The organism is Allobosea sp. GW821-FHT12C12 (assembly GCF_058807355.1).
Map to the genome: position 1 here is coordinate 24,980 of NZ_JBXAQP010000021.1, position 15,879 is coordinate 40,858.

Here is a 15,879-nt window from a genome sequence, read left to right on the forward strand (position 1 = left end):
CTCACCGTTTGACAGCGCTGGTTTTGAGCCGACGCCCCTCGAGGTACCGAACGATCGAGGACGCGGAGAAGCAGATCACGAAGTAAACGACGGCGCCGAAGAGATACATTTCAGCCAGACGGCCATCTCTCTGGGCGATTTTTCCGGCGGCTCCCAGAAAATCGGTGATCGAGAGCACGTATACGAGCGACGTGTCCTGAAACAGGATGATGACCTGGGTCAGAATGAGCGGGGTCGCGTTCCGGATTGCCTGTGGGAAGACGACGTACGAGAAAATCTGGCGCTCGGTCAGTCCCAGTGCTCGCCCGGCAGCGGATTGGCCGCGCGACACGCCATTGATGCCGGTGCGGATGATTTCGCAGAAGTAGGCCGCCTCGAACAACGTGAAGGTGATGTAGGCAGACCAGGTCGCCCCGATGGCCACGGGTCTGGCCGCGCCCGTCGCCCATTGCAGGACGAGCGGCACGAGAAAGAAGAACCAGAAAATGACGAGAACGAGCGGCAGCGACCGGAACCCGTCGACGTAGAGACCGGCCAGGAAGGAGGCGATCCGGCTGCGTGACTCACGGGCCACCGCCAGGCCGATCCCGAGGACGAATCCCAAGCAACCCGCGACCAGCGTTAATGTCACCGTGAAGGCCATCCCCTCGCGGAAGAGGTAGCCGATGTTGTCGAGGATGACCTTGAAATCGAAGCTCATCTTAAGAACTCCTCGGCAAGGATGAACCGATGCCAGGCACGGCCGTCCGGCGAGTGATGAGCTTCATCAGGGAGATGATGATGGTGTTGATGATCAGATAGACGATCGTGACCACGATGAACGGCTCGAAGATCTGGAATGAGAATTCCTGGATCGTTCTCGCACTCGACGTCAGTTCCATCACGCCGATGGTGAGAGCGACGGCGGAGTTCTTGACGATATTGATCGATTCCGAGGTCAGGGATGGCAAGATGACGCGAAAAGCCCTGGGGATCAGGACATAACGGTAGGTCTGGCCACGGCGAAGGCCGAGCGCGGCGCCTGCGGCAGCTTGCGCTGGGGGAATCGAGTTCAGACCGGCGCGGACTTGTTCGGCAATTCGTGCCGCCGTGTAGAAGCCGAGTGAAAGCGTCGCGAGAATCAGCGGGGCGGAGGGCGACTGCTTGAAAAAGGTCTTGAGAGGCTCCGGAAGGAACTCCGGCAAGACGAAGTACCAGAGGAACATCTGCGCCAGCAGGGGGATGTTCCTGAATAACTCGACATAGGCCCGGCCGAGATATCCGGCCGCGCCGCCGATATGGCGCAGTATCCCGATCGGGATGCCGATAAGCAGGGCGAGCGTCCAGGCGCACGCCGCGATGATGATCGTCCGGTTCAAACCGGCCAGGATCATGTGCGCATAGGTCGGTGATCCGTCCGGGGCAGGTTCGAAGAAGATGCCCCAGCTCCAAGCGTAATTCATGGTCCCGGCCGATTCTTGAGCTGCAAGGCGTCGAGAGCGATTACTTGTAGGCCGCGGCCGCGTCGGAATCGGTCGGGTTGGCCATTGCCCGCTTGAGCGAGGGGCTCATGGCGAGGTCTAGGTTGACGTTGTTGGGCGGGATCGGTCCCTGGAACCACTTCTTGTAGAGTTCCTCGGCCTTGCCCCCGGTGAGGAGCTTCGCCACGGCCTCATCCACTGCCGTCTTGAAAGGAGCGTCCTCGCGGCGGACCATCGGCGCATACGCTTCGAAGGATAGCGGCTCGCCGATGATCACGTAGTCCTTCGGCGCGCGGGAGCTCGCCGACAGGCTCGACAGCAAGATATCGTCCTGGACGAGAGCCGAGGCGCGATCGGATTCGAGAAGTAGGAAGGCTTCCGCCAGATCCTTGCCGGCGATGACGTTCATGCCGAGCTTCTTCTCGGCATTGATCTCCGTGATCTGCTTGATGTTGGTCGTGCCTGCGGCCGAGGCCACCGTCTTGCCGCGAAGGTCTTCGAGGCTTTTGATATTCGACGCCTTCTTGACGAGAATCCGGTTGCTCGCAACGAAATATGTGTTGGAGAACGCGACCTGGCGTTGGCGCTCGGCGGTGTTGGTGGTCGATCCGCACTCGAGATCGATCGTGCCGTTGAGCAGCAGCGGGATGCGCGTGGCCGAGCTGACCAGCGCGTACCGGACCTTGGTGTCGGGCTTGTTGATCTTGGCTTTGATGGCATCCGCGACGAGATTGCAGAGTTCGAACGCGTAGCCGACGGGTTTCTGTGACCCGTCGAGATAGGAAAACGGAATTGATGCGTCTCGATACGAGACCACGATCTCTCCCGTGTCGGCGATCTTCTTCAGCGTGCCCGTGAGCTCCTGGGCGAGCGCTCCGCCCATCCAGGCACCGGTCGCGGCAACGACCAAGGTAGCCCTGAACATCGACTTCTTCATGTGATTTCCCTCTCTGATGGGTGTGCCAGCTCATTTCGCTGGCACGTCGCGGCACCTGATGGGTGCTCGTCGATCTTGTGGTAAGTTCCCGGGGCTCGGCTCTTGAAGACCGAGCCTCAAGATCGTCTCGCGACCCGTCCCGAATGGCCGCTCGCGAGTGGGCAGGAGCCGCGCTCAGGCCGAACCCTGGGCCGCCTTCTCAAATTCCCGATCGTGCATTACTTCAACGACTGAACGCCCGGCGCGCACGGCCGCGACCATGGCGCTCTGCTTCCTTGCGATGCGTTCCGCGATATCCAGCACCTCGGCGATGCGATCCGCAGGAACGAAGACGATGCCGCTTCCATCCGCGATGACGTAGTCGCCGGGGGCTACCGATACCGACGCGAACTTGATCGGCTTGTTGTAGTCGACTTGGACGATACGATTGCGGGCGCTGACGGGCACGACCGCCCGTCCGAAGACCGGAAAGCCGAGCTCTTCGCTGGCGTCGATATCGCGGCAGGCGCCGTCGATGACGACGCCGCGGATGCCCTTGGCGATCGAGGCATTCGACACGATGTCGCCCCAACACGAGACGTCCTCCCGCCCGTCGTTCGCGATCACGAGGATGGTCTCGGGGCCGCCTGCTTCGATCGCGGGCGTATTGAGGTGATCGGTGGGCGCCGTGCTCGTCTTGGGGCCGGCCTGGATGGTCATCGCGCGCCCTACGATCTTCGGGCACTTCCAAAGCGGACGCACTCCGATCGTGGCGCCAGCCAGACCGAGGGTGTCCAACCCGTCGGATACGGTGCAAGTATCGAGTTTTCTTAGCCTGTCCAGCATCTTTCAAGCCCATTGAGTGCGTGTTGGCGCACATTTCATGGCTTGAGGGGGTTTTCCCAATCCTATTGACAACCCCAGTCGATATACAAAACATATGGCCCGTGATCGATTTTCGCCTCCTCCGACAGTTGTGGTATTTTCTGGCAGTAGCCGAGATGCGGCATTTCGGTCGAGCGGCCGAAAAGCTCGGTATCTCCCAGCCGCCGCTCAGCCAGCAGATTCAAATTCTAGAACGGGTCCTGGGGGTGCGCCTCTTCGACCGATCGCAGAGAGGGGTTGCTCTCACGCCCGAGGGCGAAGCGATCCTCCCTTCGGTTCAGCGGCTCGCGGATCAGGCGAAGCGGATTGAGAGCTTGGTCCTTGAGGCTCGTTCCGGACGGGCAGCCTCTCTCTCCGTTGGCGCGATCACTTCGGCTATGCTCACCATCCTGCCGGAGGTGACCCGAAATTTTCGCCAGAGATTTGATCGGACAACGCTTTCGATAACGGAACTGGACACCGCGGCGGCGATCGACGCCTTGCGCGGACGTCAGATCGACATCGTGTTCGGACGCATCGGAAATCCGCTTCCCGACATTTCGACCGAACCGATCGTCAGCGATCAGCTCGTCGCCGCCATCCCGTTGGAACACAAGCTCGCTCAGAGGCAGAAAATCGACCTCGCCGACCTGGCGGGCGAGCCCATGGTCTTATTTCCGCGGCGCATTAGCCCATTCTACTACGACAGCATCATAGCGGCCTGCGTCAGAGCGGGGTTCTCGCCGCATATCCTTCACGAGGCCGCTGCCGTCGTCTCTCAGATCGCCTTCGTGACCTGTGGCCTCGGAGTAGCTCTCGTGCCGAACAGCATCAGCAGCCTCAGCCCTGCCAAGGTCGTGTTCAGGCCGTTGATTCAGAACGTGGACGTGGTGACGATCGGCATGGCGTGGAACACGAACGATCAGAATCCCGCTCTCACCGCCCTCATCGAGATCGTTCGGCAACACGTTGAGACTGAAAGGATTGCCCATGCGGCGAAGCCGGCACCGCTCGCCGGATAGCTTAAGGAGGCTTGCGGGATCGCGATGCCGCCGTCGGCTAAGGGGTTCGGTGAAGTCATGGTTAAGAAGGTCCTGAAGCTGGTCGCCGAGAGAGTTATTCTCACCCGCCCGTGATGTTGTACTCCTTTACGACCGCGCCCCATCGCTTCTCCTGGTCACGGTAGAATGTCGCAAAATCGGCATCCCGCAGGAGTGCGAGCTCGACCTGCTGGGCTTCGACCAGAAGCTTCTGAACCTTCGGGTCCTTGAATACGGCGGCTGCATGATCGTTGAATGCCTTCAGAATGGCGGCCGGCGTTCCCGCGGGCGCAAAGATGCCCCACCAGGACTTCGCATCGATCCCTTCGTAGCCAGCCTCCTTGAGAGTGCGGATATCGGGAAGATAGGGTGATCGCTCCGCGCTGGTCTGGGCGAGGATCCTCAGCGTACCGGCCTTCACGTGCTCGGCGACGATCGTTACGGATCCCGCAAAGGCATCGATATGACCCGCGATCGCGTCGTTGACCGCCGGCGCGCCGCCGCGATAGGCGACATGCTGAAGATTGGCGTTCGCGGATTTCGCGAGCAAGGTCATCGCCAGATGCGCCAGTGTCCCGGGACCACCCGTTCCGTAATTGACGTTGCCCTTACGCCCGCGATCAATGAGATCGTCGATGGTCCCAATCTTGCTGTCAGCCTTGGTCACGATGACCATCGGAGCGAACCCGATCAGTAGAACCGGGACGAGGTCCTTGTTCGGATCGAACGGCAGCCGTGGAAGTAGGGCGGGGATGACCGCATGCGTGTCGAAGGTCAGCAGCCAGTTCTTGCCGTCGGGGCGGGACTTGGCGACGGCATTGGCACCGATGCTACCGGACGCGCCCGGCCGATTCTCGACGATGAAGTTGGAACCGGTGCGTTCCCGAAGCCCGTCGGCGACGATGCGCCCCATGGCATCGACTGATCCGCCAGCCGCGAATGGTACGGTAATCTGGGTGACGCCTTCGGGCCACTGCTGAGCACGTGCAGTCACGGGGAGGAGCGTGGCGGACAAGCCGAGCGCGAAGTCCCGCCGGGAAGGAGCGAACATCTGATTTCCCCATCATGCCTCGGACCGTTGGCCCGATTCTCGTTGGCGCCATAGGGCATCCCGCTTCGCGCACGGTCCAATTCGAAGCGGCTCCCGTAGGTAGTCGCTCAAAATATTGGGCTCGGGGGAAAAAGCGCTTTCTTTTCACCGCATGAAAGAGTCCGTCTGGATCACTTCTCACATCGCGGAGCCATCGCTCGAGCGCGCGATTCTGGGCGGAGCCTATGCCCCGCATCGGCATCGCGACATCGAGGTCGCGCTGGTATGGCGGGAACGCGTGGATGACCGCTTCCTGAAAGAGCATCCGAAGCTTCGAGCTGTGATCCGATACGGCGTTGGTTACGAAAACATCGACCTCTCCGCGACGGACCGGCATGGCGTCATCGCCTGCAACAATCCCGCCTATGGTGTCGAGGAGGTGAGCGACACGGCCGTGGCGATGATCTTTGCCTTGTCCCGGGGAATCCTGGCGTATGATGCGCTCGCCGCCGGCTTGCCCTCGACCTGGCAGCAGAACGTGAACCGGGCGATCCGCCGGACCTCGACCTTGACCGTTGGGATGATCGGGGCAGGGCGAATTGGTGGCCGTGCCCTGCTCAAATGCCGGACGCTCGGCTTCCAGGCGATCTTCTATGATCCTTATCTGCCCCAAGGCCAGGAGAAGGTATTCGGCTGTCGGCGCGCCGAGGAGCTCGATGATCTGCTCCGCGAGACGGACATCGTGAGTCTCCACGCGCCGCTCACAACGGAGACGCAAGGCATGATCGATGAAGACTTCATCGAACGGATGCGCTCGGGTTCGATGCTGGTGAACACGGCCCGGGGCGGCGTCATCGCCAACCTCGACATACTTTATGAGCCGCTGAAATCCGGACATCTCGCGGCGGTCGCCCTGGATGTGCTTCCTGACGAGCCGCCGAAAGCCGGCAGATTGATCGACGCCTGGTGCAATGGCGAGCCGTGGTTGGCGGGGCGCTGCCTGATCAATCCCCACACGGCATACTATTCACGTGAAGCGGAAATCGAGATGCGCGAAACGGTCGCCCGCAATGCCATGCGTGTCCTCGAGGGAAAGCCTCCGTGGAACGTGGTCGGGCAGGTCGGGCGGGCGTGACGGCTCTTCGCTGGGAAGGGCGGAGAACCCGGTCTTTCAAACGTAAGCGTCCGGTCATGACCCGGGCTTTTGCCCGCCGCGGTTTTTGCTGTCGCCACGATTGGCTTTGTGCTCGCGGATGAAGTCGGCCAGGCTTTTGATGCCGAAGTCGGTGAAGGCGGGGAGACAGCCTCAGGGCGCCTGACCGGTTCCGGGGCGACCGTCCGCCGCCAATCGATTCCTTCAATGAGCAAGGCCAACATGGCCGGTTCGCATAACTATCGAAGCTGATCGCAGCATTTGGAAGGCGATGGTCGCAGGAGGGCCGAGACCCCTATGAAGTAGGCTGTCGACATCTACGTCAGCAATGCATCAAGCGCATCTCCTCGGGCAACAAGCCGTTCATGAATGATGCGCAGGCCTGAATTTACTAAGGATTCCGCCGCACGCACCGGTGTGGTGATGGTGGGATGAAAGGCGCCGACCAACGCGATAAGATCGCCCGAAGGATCGAACAAGCCGCTGTTCCAGCGCGTATCAACTCCTGGGGTGCTGCTTGGTGTGAGATCGGCACGTAACGCACAAGCCATGGCCAATCGAGCGACATCCTGCTGCTCGTTGAACCAATCGAGATGCATGATCTCATCCATTAGGCGTTGAGACTCGGGGGTGAGTCCAATGCTACGGCGGTCCTGCTCGCTCATTGCTGGACCTCGACGATTTCGGTCCGCCGGCTGTTGATCTTACGGAGCTCATATTCTGCAAGCAGCCGAGATCCAAGTAGCTCACGCGCGCGTCCGCGCCCAACTTCCGCTTCATACACGAGCAGTATGACCTGGCTCGCCATTCGATACAGTCCTCGCAACACGTTGGAGGTGTGTCCATCATCAAGGCGACCGAAAGGCGAGTCCATGACGATAGGCCCGCGTAACGGCGCGTTCTGTTGAAGCGCACCCATCAGCGACAAGGCTACCACGTGCTCAGCTCCCGCCGAACGAGCATCCTCCGGGGTGCCGTCCTGGTGAAGAATGGTGAGGCCGTAGTCCTCGTTGATCCGCAGTCCGGCATAATCGGTACGTTCCGTGCTCATGGCGAGGAATAGTTCGGTTGCACTCTTCTCCACGCGCATGCGGAGATCCTGCTTGTATTCTTGAATCGCCGCATCGAACACAGCTTCGCTGTCGCTGAGCAGCTTCGCACGACTTTCGAGGCCCGCGAGGTTTCCTGGTGAAGATCGCTGCTGGAGTTGCCGATTGAGCCGTTCGACGACGCGCTCCTGCTCCTCTAGTGCGGCGCGCTGTTGTTCGATTCCCTTCTCAACGATGCCAATATGCTTGAGCACCTCTGCATGGTTTGCGCTGGTGCTGCGCACCGACTCCTGATCGGAATCGGCCAACTGCCCGAGAAGCTCGCCTGCTTCTTCGGTCCGGTGCTGTTGTTCGACCTGCAAGGCTTCGATTCGACGGACAAGCTGGCGCACTTCGCCTGAAACGTCCGTGTCGTTAAAACCATTAAGCGCACGCAGCTGTGCCAGCGCAGCTATGCTGGTAGGGGAAGCGGTTTGTTGCAGCCCGGCGCGGAGTTTAGCGCGCGTGTCTTCACCAACCGTCTGCTCGCATACATCGCAATGCCCTGTTGCAATCGCGCGGGCGCGCAAGTCGAGCACGCTGGCATCAAGCAACTCGCCGAGCGACGCGGTCGCTTGTTCGCGCAGGCGCCGGACCGGCGGCAGCACTACTGCGCGCCAACCCTCAGCCATTAATCGCTTGACCTCGGTCCGCAGCGGGCCTTGTTCCTTGGCCGCTGCCACTGCCCTATCGAGCGCATCCTGTCGACGCGCCATCAGATCGGCGGCACGACTGTTCGAAGTTAACCTCTCGTCGAGTTCGATCTTCTTCTTGTTGAGATCGGCCAGTTCCTGCTCCTGCCGCTCGAGCTCACCTCGCTGCGCCTGTCGGATTGTGATCGCTTGGGCCAACGCATTGCCCAGGATGGCGGTATCAGTGTGTCGAGATGCTTCCGCAGCAACATCGCGCTGCGCTTCTTCGGCGAGAGTGCGCAGGTGGCGGCGTCCCGCCTTTAGGATAGGGACGCCCAGAATGCGCTCAATGGCACTCGAAATCTGGGGGCCGCTCTCGCTATCGTTGATAATAAGTTCTTCGTATTCCTGAAGCAACTCGCCATCGAACAGGAAGAAGCGTGAAATCTCCCAGGGAAAGATTTGGGCGAGCACACGCTCAAGATCCTGTTGGCTGAGCACGTCGCGTCCACGCTTAAGCAGTATTTCGCTTTGATAGTCGCTGTCAGTCGAAGGTTGCGCAACTCTTGGACGGTGGCTACGGTACAGTTCATAGCCATCACCATCGAAGTCGAAACTGAGCGTTACGCTGAACCCGAATTTGTTCTGCGCGGCGCGTTCGCGATTCGACAGGACATGGATATGACGCTCGCGCCGGGCGCGGCCCAACACCCGGCCGAAAAAGACATAGCGGATCGCATTGAGCAGCGTGGTCTTGCCGCGCATATTCTCGCCATAGATCACGACAACGCCGTCGCCAGGCGGGAACTTGACGATCTGTCGGTCGGCAAAAGGTCCGAAACCTTCGATTTCGAGCTGGTTTAGCCGAAGCATCAGACCTGCTCATCAAGTTGTGCGACGGCCTCACGGATGCGGCGTTGCGCACCGGCATCGTCCTCGACTGATGTTGCTTCAATGTCGAGTACCGCATCAAGAAACGTCTCGCTCAGATCCGCAAAGCGCTCCGCTCGAACGCGGTGGATTACTGCGCGGATGCCCTCGAGGTCAGTCTTGCGCATCTTCTTCTCCGGCTTGACCCAGCTGCTCCCAATCGATGCCCGCGCGAACCGCGAATCGCTCAAGGTCCGCGCCAGCGGCCGGGTTCGCGGCAAATGACGCGAATTCGATCGCGCGCGCAAGCTCACCCGCGGTCATCACGTCTGCGTCCGCACGGGCGGCGTCTTCTTCTAGGGGCGGCAACACGATAGCATCATGGATATAGGCGAGTGCCTTACCTTCGGCGCGCCGAAGCACCCGCCCGCGGCGCTGGATGAACTCGCGCGGGTTCTTCGATGAGGCAAGAATCAAAGCATGAGTGATCGAAGGCACATCGACTCCCTCGTCGAGGCATTTGATCGCAGTGACGACACCGCCGCGGACCTCAAGCCATCGCAAGGTCGCAGCACGATCGCCAGCCATTGTTGAATGATAGGGAACCGTGTTGATGCCTATTGCCGCAAGGGCGGCGTCGACCTCGGCAAGCTGCCTGCCGTCGTCGCAATAGATTAACCAGCGTTCGCCGGACCGATAGTGTCCACGGAGAATGTCAACGGCCAGACGGACCTTGGAGCGCGCCTGCTTAACGATCCGCGCCCGCGCAAAGAGTGCTTGCTGAAGCCGTTGGCCAAGATTGGGCGATGCATCGCCGGACAACTGACGCGCCCGCAGCCGCGCGATCTCTTGGCTGGCTGCATGCCAGGCCTTCGCTTCATCCGCTTCAAGTTCGACGCCGTGGGGACGATAAAAATAGGGCGTGAGCACACTGTCGCGGATCGCATCGACAAGATTATAGCGCGGCGTCAGGATGGCCTTGAAGAAATCGAGGATCGCGTACGTGCCCGCGGGATCACCGAAACGCTCCGGCGTCGCGCTCAATCCCAGACGCGCGCCAAACCGATCTTCGCACATCAATTGACGATGCTGGACCGATCCAAGGCGATGTACCTCATCGGCGACCAGCATCAGCTTGGGGCCGCCGGCCAGGCGCCCGAGAAAATCTGCACTCGACGCAGTCTTGATGGTTGCAAGAACCAGGCGGGGTTGGTCGCTTGGCTGGGTCCAGTAACTGAGGTTCCTCCGCCAACCACTATGCCCGGCCCCCGCACGCAGGATGCGCGGATCGAGATCGGCGAGTGTCTCTCGCAACTCCTTGTCCCATTGCGCGAACAGCGTGCGGTCAGGCACTACGACCATTATCGCTTCACCAAAGCGAGAGAGCGCCTCGCGGATCGCGGTGATCGCAGTGAAGGTCTTGCCCGCACCCGTTGCGAAAGCCAAAATACCGCGCCGGTCATTGGCTGCCCAGGAGGCAAGCCCGAGCGCTTGGTGCGATTTGAGCACACGACCGCGAGCATCGGCGCTCGAGCGCTCGAGCGCGATCAGCCGATCAATCGCCTCGTCGAGATCGGCAGGCGCTGCGCGGGTGAGTTCCTCGCGTGCAACTTCGGGAAAAGGCCGCACGAGCAATCCCGGATAGCGGCGCGCCCATAGATCGTCGAAATAGGCCTGCTCGACCCGGCAGCGCTCCAGATCGCGCCCGCCGAGCCAGCTCGCCGCAACATCGATCGACTCAAGGTTCCCGTCGGCCGCCAGGCCAGACCAAGTCTCGTTCATCGATCCCTTGAAGACGACGATATTGCCCGCCGCATCATGAAAGAGGCCGAGCTTGTCGTGAAAAATCCGCGCTTGCGCGGATGCTGAGCCCGACGCGCGCAGAATTGCTATTTGGAGTTGGAGAGTCCCGCTCGCCACCAGTCCAGCGAGCACCCTGGCGGGATCGCGGAGCATTGGGTCTCCGAGCATCAAGGCTACTTCCGCGCGCAGTCGGGCGCCGAGTACCGCATCGGCGCGGGCCGTATAGCCTTGCTCGAGCGCAGTAACATCTTCATCTGCAAGCACTTGCGAGCAAAGCACCCGCATTTTTGCATCGCGGGCGATAAAGCCTTTAAGTGCGGGCCAAGCAATCAGAAACGCTGTGCTGCGGAAATAGCCGACCGCCCGGTCATAGCGTATGGTGCGCTTCATGCAAGGTAGATAAAAGTCGCGCGCGATATCATCGCGACCTTTGTGATAAGCGACCTGCAGATTTAAAGCGGCTAGGTCAGGCATTCGCCCTCCATCAGACCGCCAGTAGTCGCGATGCGCCGCCGCAGGGCATCGCGTAGGCCTGTGGATTGACAGGCAAGCACGATTTCACGGGCACCACTGGTCAGCGTTCGGACTGCCTCTGCTCTACCCGCTGCCGCTGCCGTGCGAACAACATCCTCGCGCACCTGCAAATTTCCACCATTCTTGAAACGCGGGTGCAGGCTCGCATCCCACAGCACGAACAGCTCGAGCGCGGCGTCATAACCAATGACGCACGTGAACCGTCCGTCCGAATGGTCGAAGCTGCCATAGGCGCCGACATCCTGTGCCGGAACGCGAAGCACCACTTTATATTCACGTCGCGCTCGCTCGCCTATGCCGCCGACCAGCGAATACATATAGACCCTAAGGCGCAGCGTCTCGGGGGGCTGCAGATCAACTAGCAGCGGTTTCCGCGCGATCTCACTATTGTACGCGATTGTTCCATCTAACGCCTGTAGCAGCGCAGCGTGGAGAAGGCGCGTCCGAGCAGTCATTCCTTGCGCACCGCATCTGAGAAGAGATCCGCCTGCGTCTTGGATTGAGCCTCGTCTTGTGGTCCGTCATCGTCCTGCTCGGCGGCGAAATCATTCAACCAATAGACTTCGGACGAGCGACTGGCTCGCGTTGTCTTAGTCGACGCGAGACCCCGGAACGGCAACCAGTCGGCGCCTTCATTTTCGCAGACGATGGTTTGCCCCTGGCGCGCGTGGCACCATTCGCCAAGTGCGGCATAGTCAATGATCTCGGAACCGAAGCGATAATGGCGCCCGGCGACCTGATAGGGCGGGTCGATAAACCAGGTCGCCTCTAGAGCGTCCGGGCATTCGATATAGCCACTGTTGTGGACCTCCCAATGTCGGATCGCGTCGACTTGGGTTGCGATCGTGTTGCGTACTCGCTCGCCCCAGAATGAGCCCGGACGGATGCCGGCGCGCATCCACGCTGAAGGCGACTTACGTGGGCTCGACACGGCACGGTTTAGCCAAAAGCCGACAAGCCATCGCGCCTCCTGCGCCACATGAAGATCGTCGCAGCTCTCGTCGGGTTTCAAGTCCGGTATGGCCAGGATTTCGCTGGGCTTGACGCCGATCAGATACTTCCAAACCGCGACGACCACCGGGTCGATCTCGTATAGGATTACCGACTTCTGATGGTGACGTAGGCTATAGCCCGCCGAGCCTGCAAACGGTTCGATGATCGTATTATGCTTAGGCGCTGGGTAGAGCTTGACGGCATCGCGCCATTTTCCGCCATAATAGCTAAAAAAGGGGCGCAGCGGTTTGGATTGCGGCACTACTTGCAGCCCCACGCGTCCGAGAGTGGGATGCAGGCAGGTTGCGACGCAGCACGCAGCACCAAATCAACAATGCGGAGGAGCAGAGTAGGCATTTTGTCTCGAATGGCCGCGGTCAATTTTGCATCCTTCATAGATTGCGACAAGCTCAAGGCAACAGGAACAGGCTTTCGGCCTAAGAGTGCAATACCGCAAGTTGCCGAATCCGGAATTGTGCTCGTTCCACTCCGAGTTCTTGGCGCGGATTGCCGCTATAGGCCGGAAGGGCACGCCCAAGGCGGGCTCTGAGTAGCGCCCACTTTTTGGCTGCTTTCGAACGTCAGCGCATGGAGCCTTATGCCGATCGAATCGGGTAGCTGCGCGATCTCACAAACCTATGTGGCAGATCGCGTCATATGCATACCGAATGGAATTCCCACCTTCTCTCCGCCAAGATCGCCGACTTCTGCCGAAAGCGTCTGACGCCTTTCCTGCATGCCGATACCGGGCGCCTCCAATCCTATCTGCTGAGCTTGATCGCCCATCGAGAATACCCGCCCGCCAGGGGCAGGGGTGTCGATTGGAGGGCTATCTCGGAGAATTGCGGCATCGTTCATCCGCGGCTGATCGAGATCAAGGAAGAGATTCGGCCGGCGCTCGACGCAATTGTGCGCGCGCTCGATGCCGCAGCCAGAATAGAACTCGAACCTCGCTTGCGCGTCACGGCAGGCAACGACAACGTTACCTCGCCTTCGAGGAAAGAGAAGCGGCTACCGTCTGTCTGCGGGGCTCACCTTCAGCCGGATCTTTTCGGATCGCCCGCGTCCACCCCTAAATCGGAGCCGTTTCGCCAAAAGCAGAAGCGGGGCGCCAAGCCGAAGCCGGTGAAGGAGTTTCCTCAGCCGATAGACGGACGCTGGGACGACCCGGCCACGTTTCGCGAGGCCTTGACCCTGCACATGCAACGTCATGGCGAGAGCTATTGGCACCTGCACCGGGCCATCGTCCGCGCCGACGAGAGCTTCGACGTCAAGGCCATCCGAAGCTGGGTTCAGGGCATGAAGGCGCCGATCAGCGTCGAGAGCATGGAAATCTTGCGCCGCGTCGAGCGACGTTATCGACTTCCCGAGGGGTATTTCCGGGCGAAGTTGCCCCATCAGGGCCGAGCCGTCAGAGGTCACGAACTGGATGATATCAGCCCATCGGAGCGCCGGCGATTGGCCTGGCATCTTCCAGACAACTTCAATTCTCTGCCTCTTGCGGAGCGAGAAAAGATTGTCGAGTGGGTCAGGCGTGTGATCATCAGCGGCGCAACTGACTACCGCCGTTTCCAGGCCGCCACGGTCAAACAGCGCTATGCCATCCGATTCCCGGGTGTCGCGTATGGCCGAACTGAGCCTGTGCGGGGATTCGATCAGAGTGACACGGAGGACAGCGGGATGCCTGAGACCGATCCCGATCTCCTGTCGGGCGTCGTCGATGCGCCGCCGCAACTCACCATGAAGATGGCGGGTCTGATCCGCTTCAAGACATCGACGCTCACGGCATTCGGTCTTCAGCGCAACGGCGTGTGGGGCGAGGAAACCACCTCGCAGAAGATCGAGCACTTGGGTCTGATGTTGGGAGGGCTGGCGGCGTCGCCGAAAGGCGCTATCCGCGGATACGGCGTTCCGCTCCAGCACCTGACCCTCGGTCTACTCGTCTTCCCGGGCGTCTGGGACTGGTACGTCCAGTGGCGCGAGCGCCGCCGTGGCTTCTACACGGCCTGGGAAGTCGACATGCTGCGCATTGCACTTGCCTTGGCGCGCCAGGAGACCGGTTGGCTTCGCCAGCATGGACAACTCGTCCACCGCGTCCGTCCGATTCCGGGCTTGGTCTCGCCCGAGGAGATCGAACGCGCGCGGAACGATTGGGATGGAGCATGTGACGCCTTCTTCAAGCACGCCACCGGCCGGGCCAAGGAGATCCAGCGGGTCGCGCGAGTTCACCGTGATCCGTTCGAGCCGATCATGCCGGTATTGGAGGCGCCGAGCCCGGTCGGGGAGTATCGCAAGATCACCGAGGAGATCCTGAAGCGGATGCCCGATCCTGCTCGCTATCCGCGCGGCGCCGCAGAAGCCGTGCGTGCCTTTCTCCTGCTGCGCCTCGGCCTGCACCTTGGGCTGCGGCAGAAGAACCTACGGCAGCTGATGGTCTGCCCACGCGGCCAGTTGCCACGCTCGGAACGCCAGCTTGAGGACATGAAGCGGGGCGAGCTGCGATGGAGTGACAGGGATGGCGGATGGGAGGTTCTGATCCCGGCCGTTGCCTTCAAGAACGCGAACTCGTCATATTTCGGCAGCAAGCCGTTCCGGCTGGTCCTACCGAACCTTGGTGGCCTCAATGATCATATCGAGACCTACATCACTCTGCATCGCAAGATTTTGCTCTCAGGAGCCGAGGATTCCGGCACCTTCTTCGTCAAGACAGTGAAGCAGACGAGCACGGATCCCGCTTACGACCAGACCACGTTCTACGAGGCCTGGAGGCTGACCATCCAGCGCTATGGCATCTACAACCCGTTCACCGGCCGCGGTGCCATCAAGGGCCTGCTGCCGCACGGCCCTCACAACGTCCGCGACGTGCTGGCGACGCACATCCTCAAGCAGACTGGCTCTTACGAGCAGGCGAGCTATGCCATTCAGGACACGCCGGAGATGGTTCAGAACCACTACGGTCGTTTCCTTCCGCAGGACAAGGCAGCGTTGGCGGCCAAGATCCTAAACCAGGTTTGGGAAGCGGCTTGAGGTCAAGCCAATTGACGATTTCCGCCGAATGAGTAGAGCGGCTCCGCCAAACGGCCTGCACTGTGGCAGGCGGGCCATGTTGCGAAGCGGTGATCTCGGGCAGCAGTAGCTTCTACGCAGCGCTGCGAAACAGTCCACCACAAGACGCCGCAGCCATCTGTGACAAGAGGGAATAATCCTTTGAATAATAAAGCAAGTTGAGATAGTTGCGCGCCCCCGCAACCATTTCAACTTGCGATGCCAAATCAGCCGCCTCTCCAGGGCGGCTTTTTTGCATTCTGAGCGATCCGGTCGCGGCGGCCGCCTTTTGGCCCTTGAGAGACATCGTCAGGATGCCCGCCAGATCGCCGCGAACGTCGATCTGGAGAGCGCCGTCGTCCGGCGTCAGAATGATCTGGGCGCCCGCGAATACCTGGTGAATTTGGCGAGCGGTGGGGCGGCGGATGGGTCGGGAACGCGAATTGGCGTC

Annotated in this window: 15 protein-coding genes and 1 pseudogene; 4 read left to right on the forward strand and 12 right to left on the reverse strand. The window is 60.7% G+C overall.

Annotated features, from left to right (window positions below; genetic code table 11):
• Position 1 precedes the first annotated feature (1 nt).
• The 4 genes from AC1RRW_RS21220 to AC1RRW_RS21235 form a co-directional block, all read right to left on the reverse strand.
• Complete coding sequence (locus AC1RRW_RS21220; protein WP_492903558.1) at positions 2–700, reverse strand: amino acid ABC transporter permease; 699 nt, start codon at positions 698–700, stop codon at positions 2–4.
• 1 nt (position 701) lies between these two features.
• Positions 702–1,442, reverse strand: a complete 741-nt coding sequence (locus tag AC1RRW_RS21225) for an amino acid ABC transporter permease (RefSeq protein ID WP_492903560.1) — start codon at positions 1,440–1,442, stop codon at positions 702–704.
• Positions 1,443–1,482: 40 nt separating this feature from the next.
• Complete coding sequence (locus AC1RRW_RS21230; protein ID WP_492903562.1) at positions 1,483–2,397, reverse strand: transporter substrate-binding domain-containing protein; 915 nt, start codon at positions 2,395–2,397, stop codon at positions 1,483–1,485.
• Between the two features lie 174 nt (positions 2,398–2,571).
• The gene (locus AC1RRW_RS21235; protein ID WP_492903563.1) at positions 2,572–3,222 is read right to left on the reverse strand and encodes an RraA family protein; all 651 of its coding nucleotides are present in this window, start codon (positions 3,220–3,222) and stop codon (positions 2,572–2,574) included.
• 101 nt (positions 3,223–3,323) lie between these two features.
• Here AC1RRW_RS21235 and AC1RRW_RS21240 point away from each other — a divergent pair, with 101 nt between their 5' ends.
• A complete protein-coding gene (locus AC1RRW_RS21240) occupies positions 3,324–4,262 on the forward strand; it encodes a LysR family transcriptional regulator (protein ID WP_492903565.1) in 939 nt (312 codons plus the stop codon).
• Between the two features lie 100 nt (positions 4,263–4,362).
• Here AC1RRW_RS21240 and AC1RRW_RS21245 read toward each other — a convergent pair whose 3' ends face one another.
• Positions 4,363–5,331: a Bug family tripartite tricarboxylate transporter substrate binding protein gene (locus AC1RRW_RS21245; protein WP_492903567.1), complete on the reverse strand. Its 969-nt coding sequence runs from the start codon at positions 5,329–5,331 to the stop codon at positions 4,363–4,365.
• Positions 5,332–5,482: 151 nt separating this feature from the next.
• Here AC1RRW_RS21245 and AC1RRW_RS21250 point away from each other — a divergent pair, with 151 nt between their 5' ends.
• A complete protein-coding gene (locus tag AC1RRW_RS21250) occupies positions 5,483–6,445 on the forward strand; it encodes a C-terminal binding protein (protein WP_492903568.1) in 963 nt (320 codons plus the stop codon).
• A 69-nt stretch (positions 6,446–6,514) separates the two neighbouring features.
• Positions 6,515–6,715, forward strand: coding sequence for a hypothetical protein (locus tag AC1RRW_RS21255; protein WP_492903569.1), 201 nt, complete (start codon positions 6,515–6,517; stop codon positions 6,713–6,715).
• 65 nt (positions 6,716–6,780) lie between these two features.
• On the opposite strand, the gene AC1RRW_RS21260 is transcribed toward AC1RRW_RS21255, so the two are convergent.
• The 6 genes from AC1RRW_RS21260 to AC1RRW_RS21285 form a co-directional block, all read right to left on the reverse strand.
• Positions 6,781–7,062, reverse strand: coding sequence for a hypothetical protein (locus tag AC1RRW_RS21260; protein ID WP_492903571.1), 282 nt, complete (start codon positions 7,060–7,062; stop codon positions 6,781–6,783).
• A 62-nt stretch (positions 7,063–7,124) separates the two neighbouring features.
• Positions 7,125–9,056, reverse strand: coding sequence for an AAA family ATPase (locus tag AC1RRW_RS21265; RefSeq protein ID WP_492903573.1), 1,932 nt, complete (start codon positions 9,054–9,056; stop codon positions 7,125–7,127).
• The gene (locus AC1RRW_RS21270) at positions 9,056–9,241 is read right to left on the reverse strand and encodes a hypothetical protein (protein ID WP_492903575.1); all 186 of its coding nucleotides are present in this window, start codon (positions 9,239–9,241) and stop codon (positions 9,056–9,058) included. Before AC1RRW_RS21270 ends, AC1RRW_RS21265 begins: the two co-directional genes overlap by 1 nt.
• Positions 9,228–11,330 (reverse strand): DEAD/DEAH box helicase family protein, encoded by a 2,103-nt coding sequence (locus AC1RRW_RS21275; RefSeq protein ID WP_492903577.1) that lies wholly within the window; start codon positions 11,328–11,330, stop codon positions 9,228–9,230. Before AC1RRW_RS21275 ends, AC1RRW_RS21270 begins: the two co-directional genes overlap by 14 nt.
• Positions 11,318–11,845 (reverse strand): hypothetical protein, encoded by a 528-nt coding sequence (locus AC1RRW_RS21280; protein ID WP_492903578.1) that lies wholly within the window; start codon positions 11,843–11,845, stop codon positions 11,318–11,320. Before AC1RRW_RS21280 ends, AC1RRW_RS21275 begins: the two co-directional genes overlap by 13 nt.
• Positions 11,842–12,645, reverse strand: coding sequence for a DNA adenine methylase (locus tag AC1RRW_RS21285; RefSeq protein ID WP_492903579.1), 804 nt, complete (start codon positions 12,643–12,645; stop codon positions 11,842–11,844). Before AC1RRW_RS21285 ends, AC1RRW_RS21280 begins: the two co-directional genes overlap by 4 nt.
• A gap of 395 nt (positions 12,646–13,040) precedes the next feature.
• Here AC1RRW_RS21285 and AC1RRW_RS21290 point away from each other — a divergent pair, with 395 nt between their 5' ends.
• Positions 13,041–15,410, forward strand: a complete 2,370-nt coding sequence (locus AC1RRW_RS21290) for a hypothetical protein (RefSeq protein WP_492903581.1) — start codon at positions 13,041–13,043, stop codon at positions 15,408–15,410.
• 112 nt (positions 15,411–15,522) lie between these two features.
• On the opposite strand, the pseudogene AC1RRW_RS21295 reads toward AC1RRW_RS21290, so the two are convergent.
• Positions 15,523–15,879 (reverse strand): annotated as a pseudogene (locus tag AC1RRW_RS21295) (hypothetical protein); the annotation flags it as partial.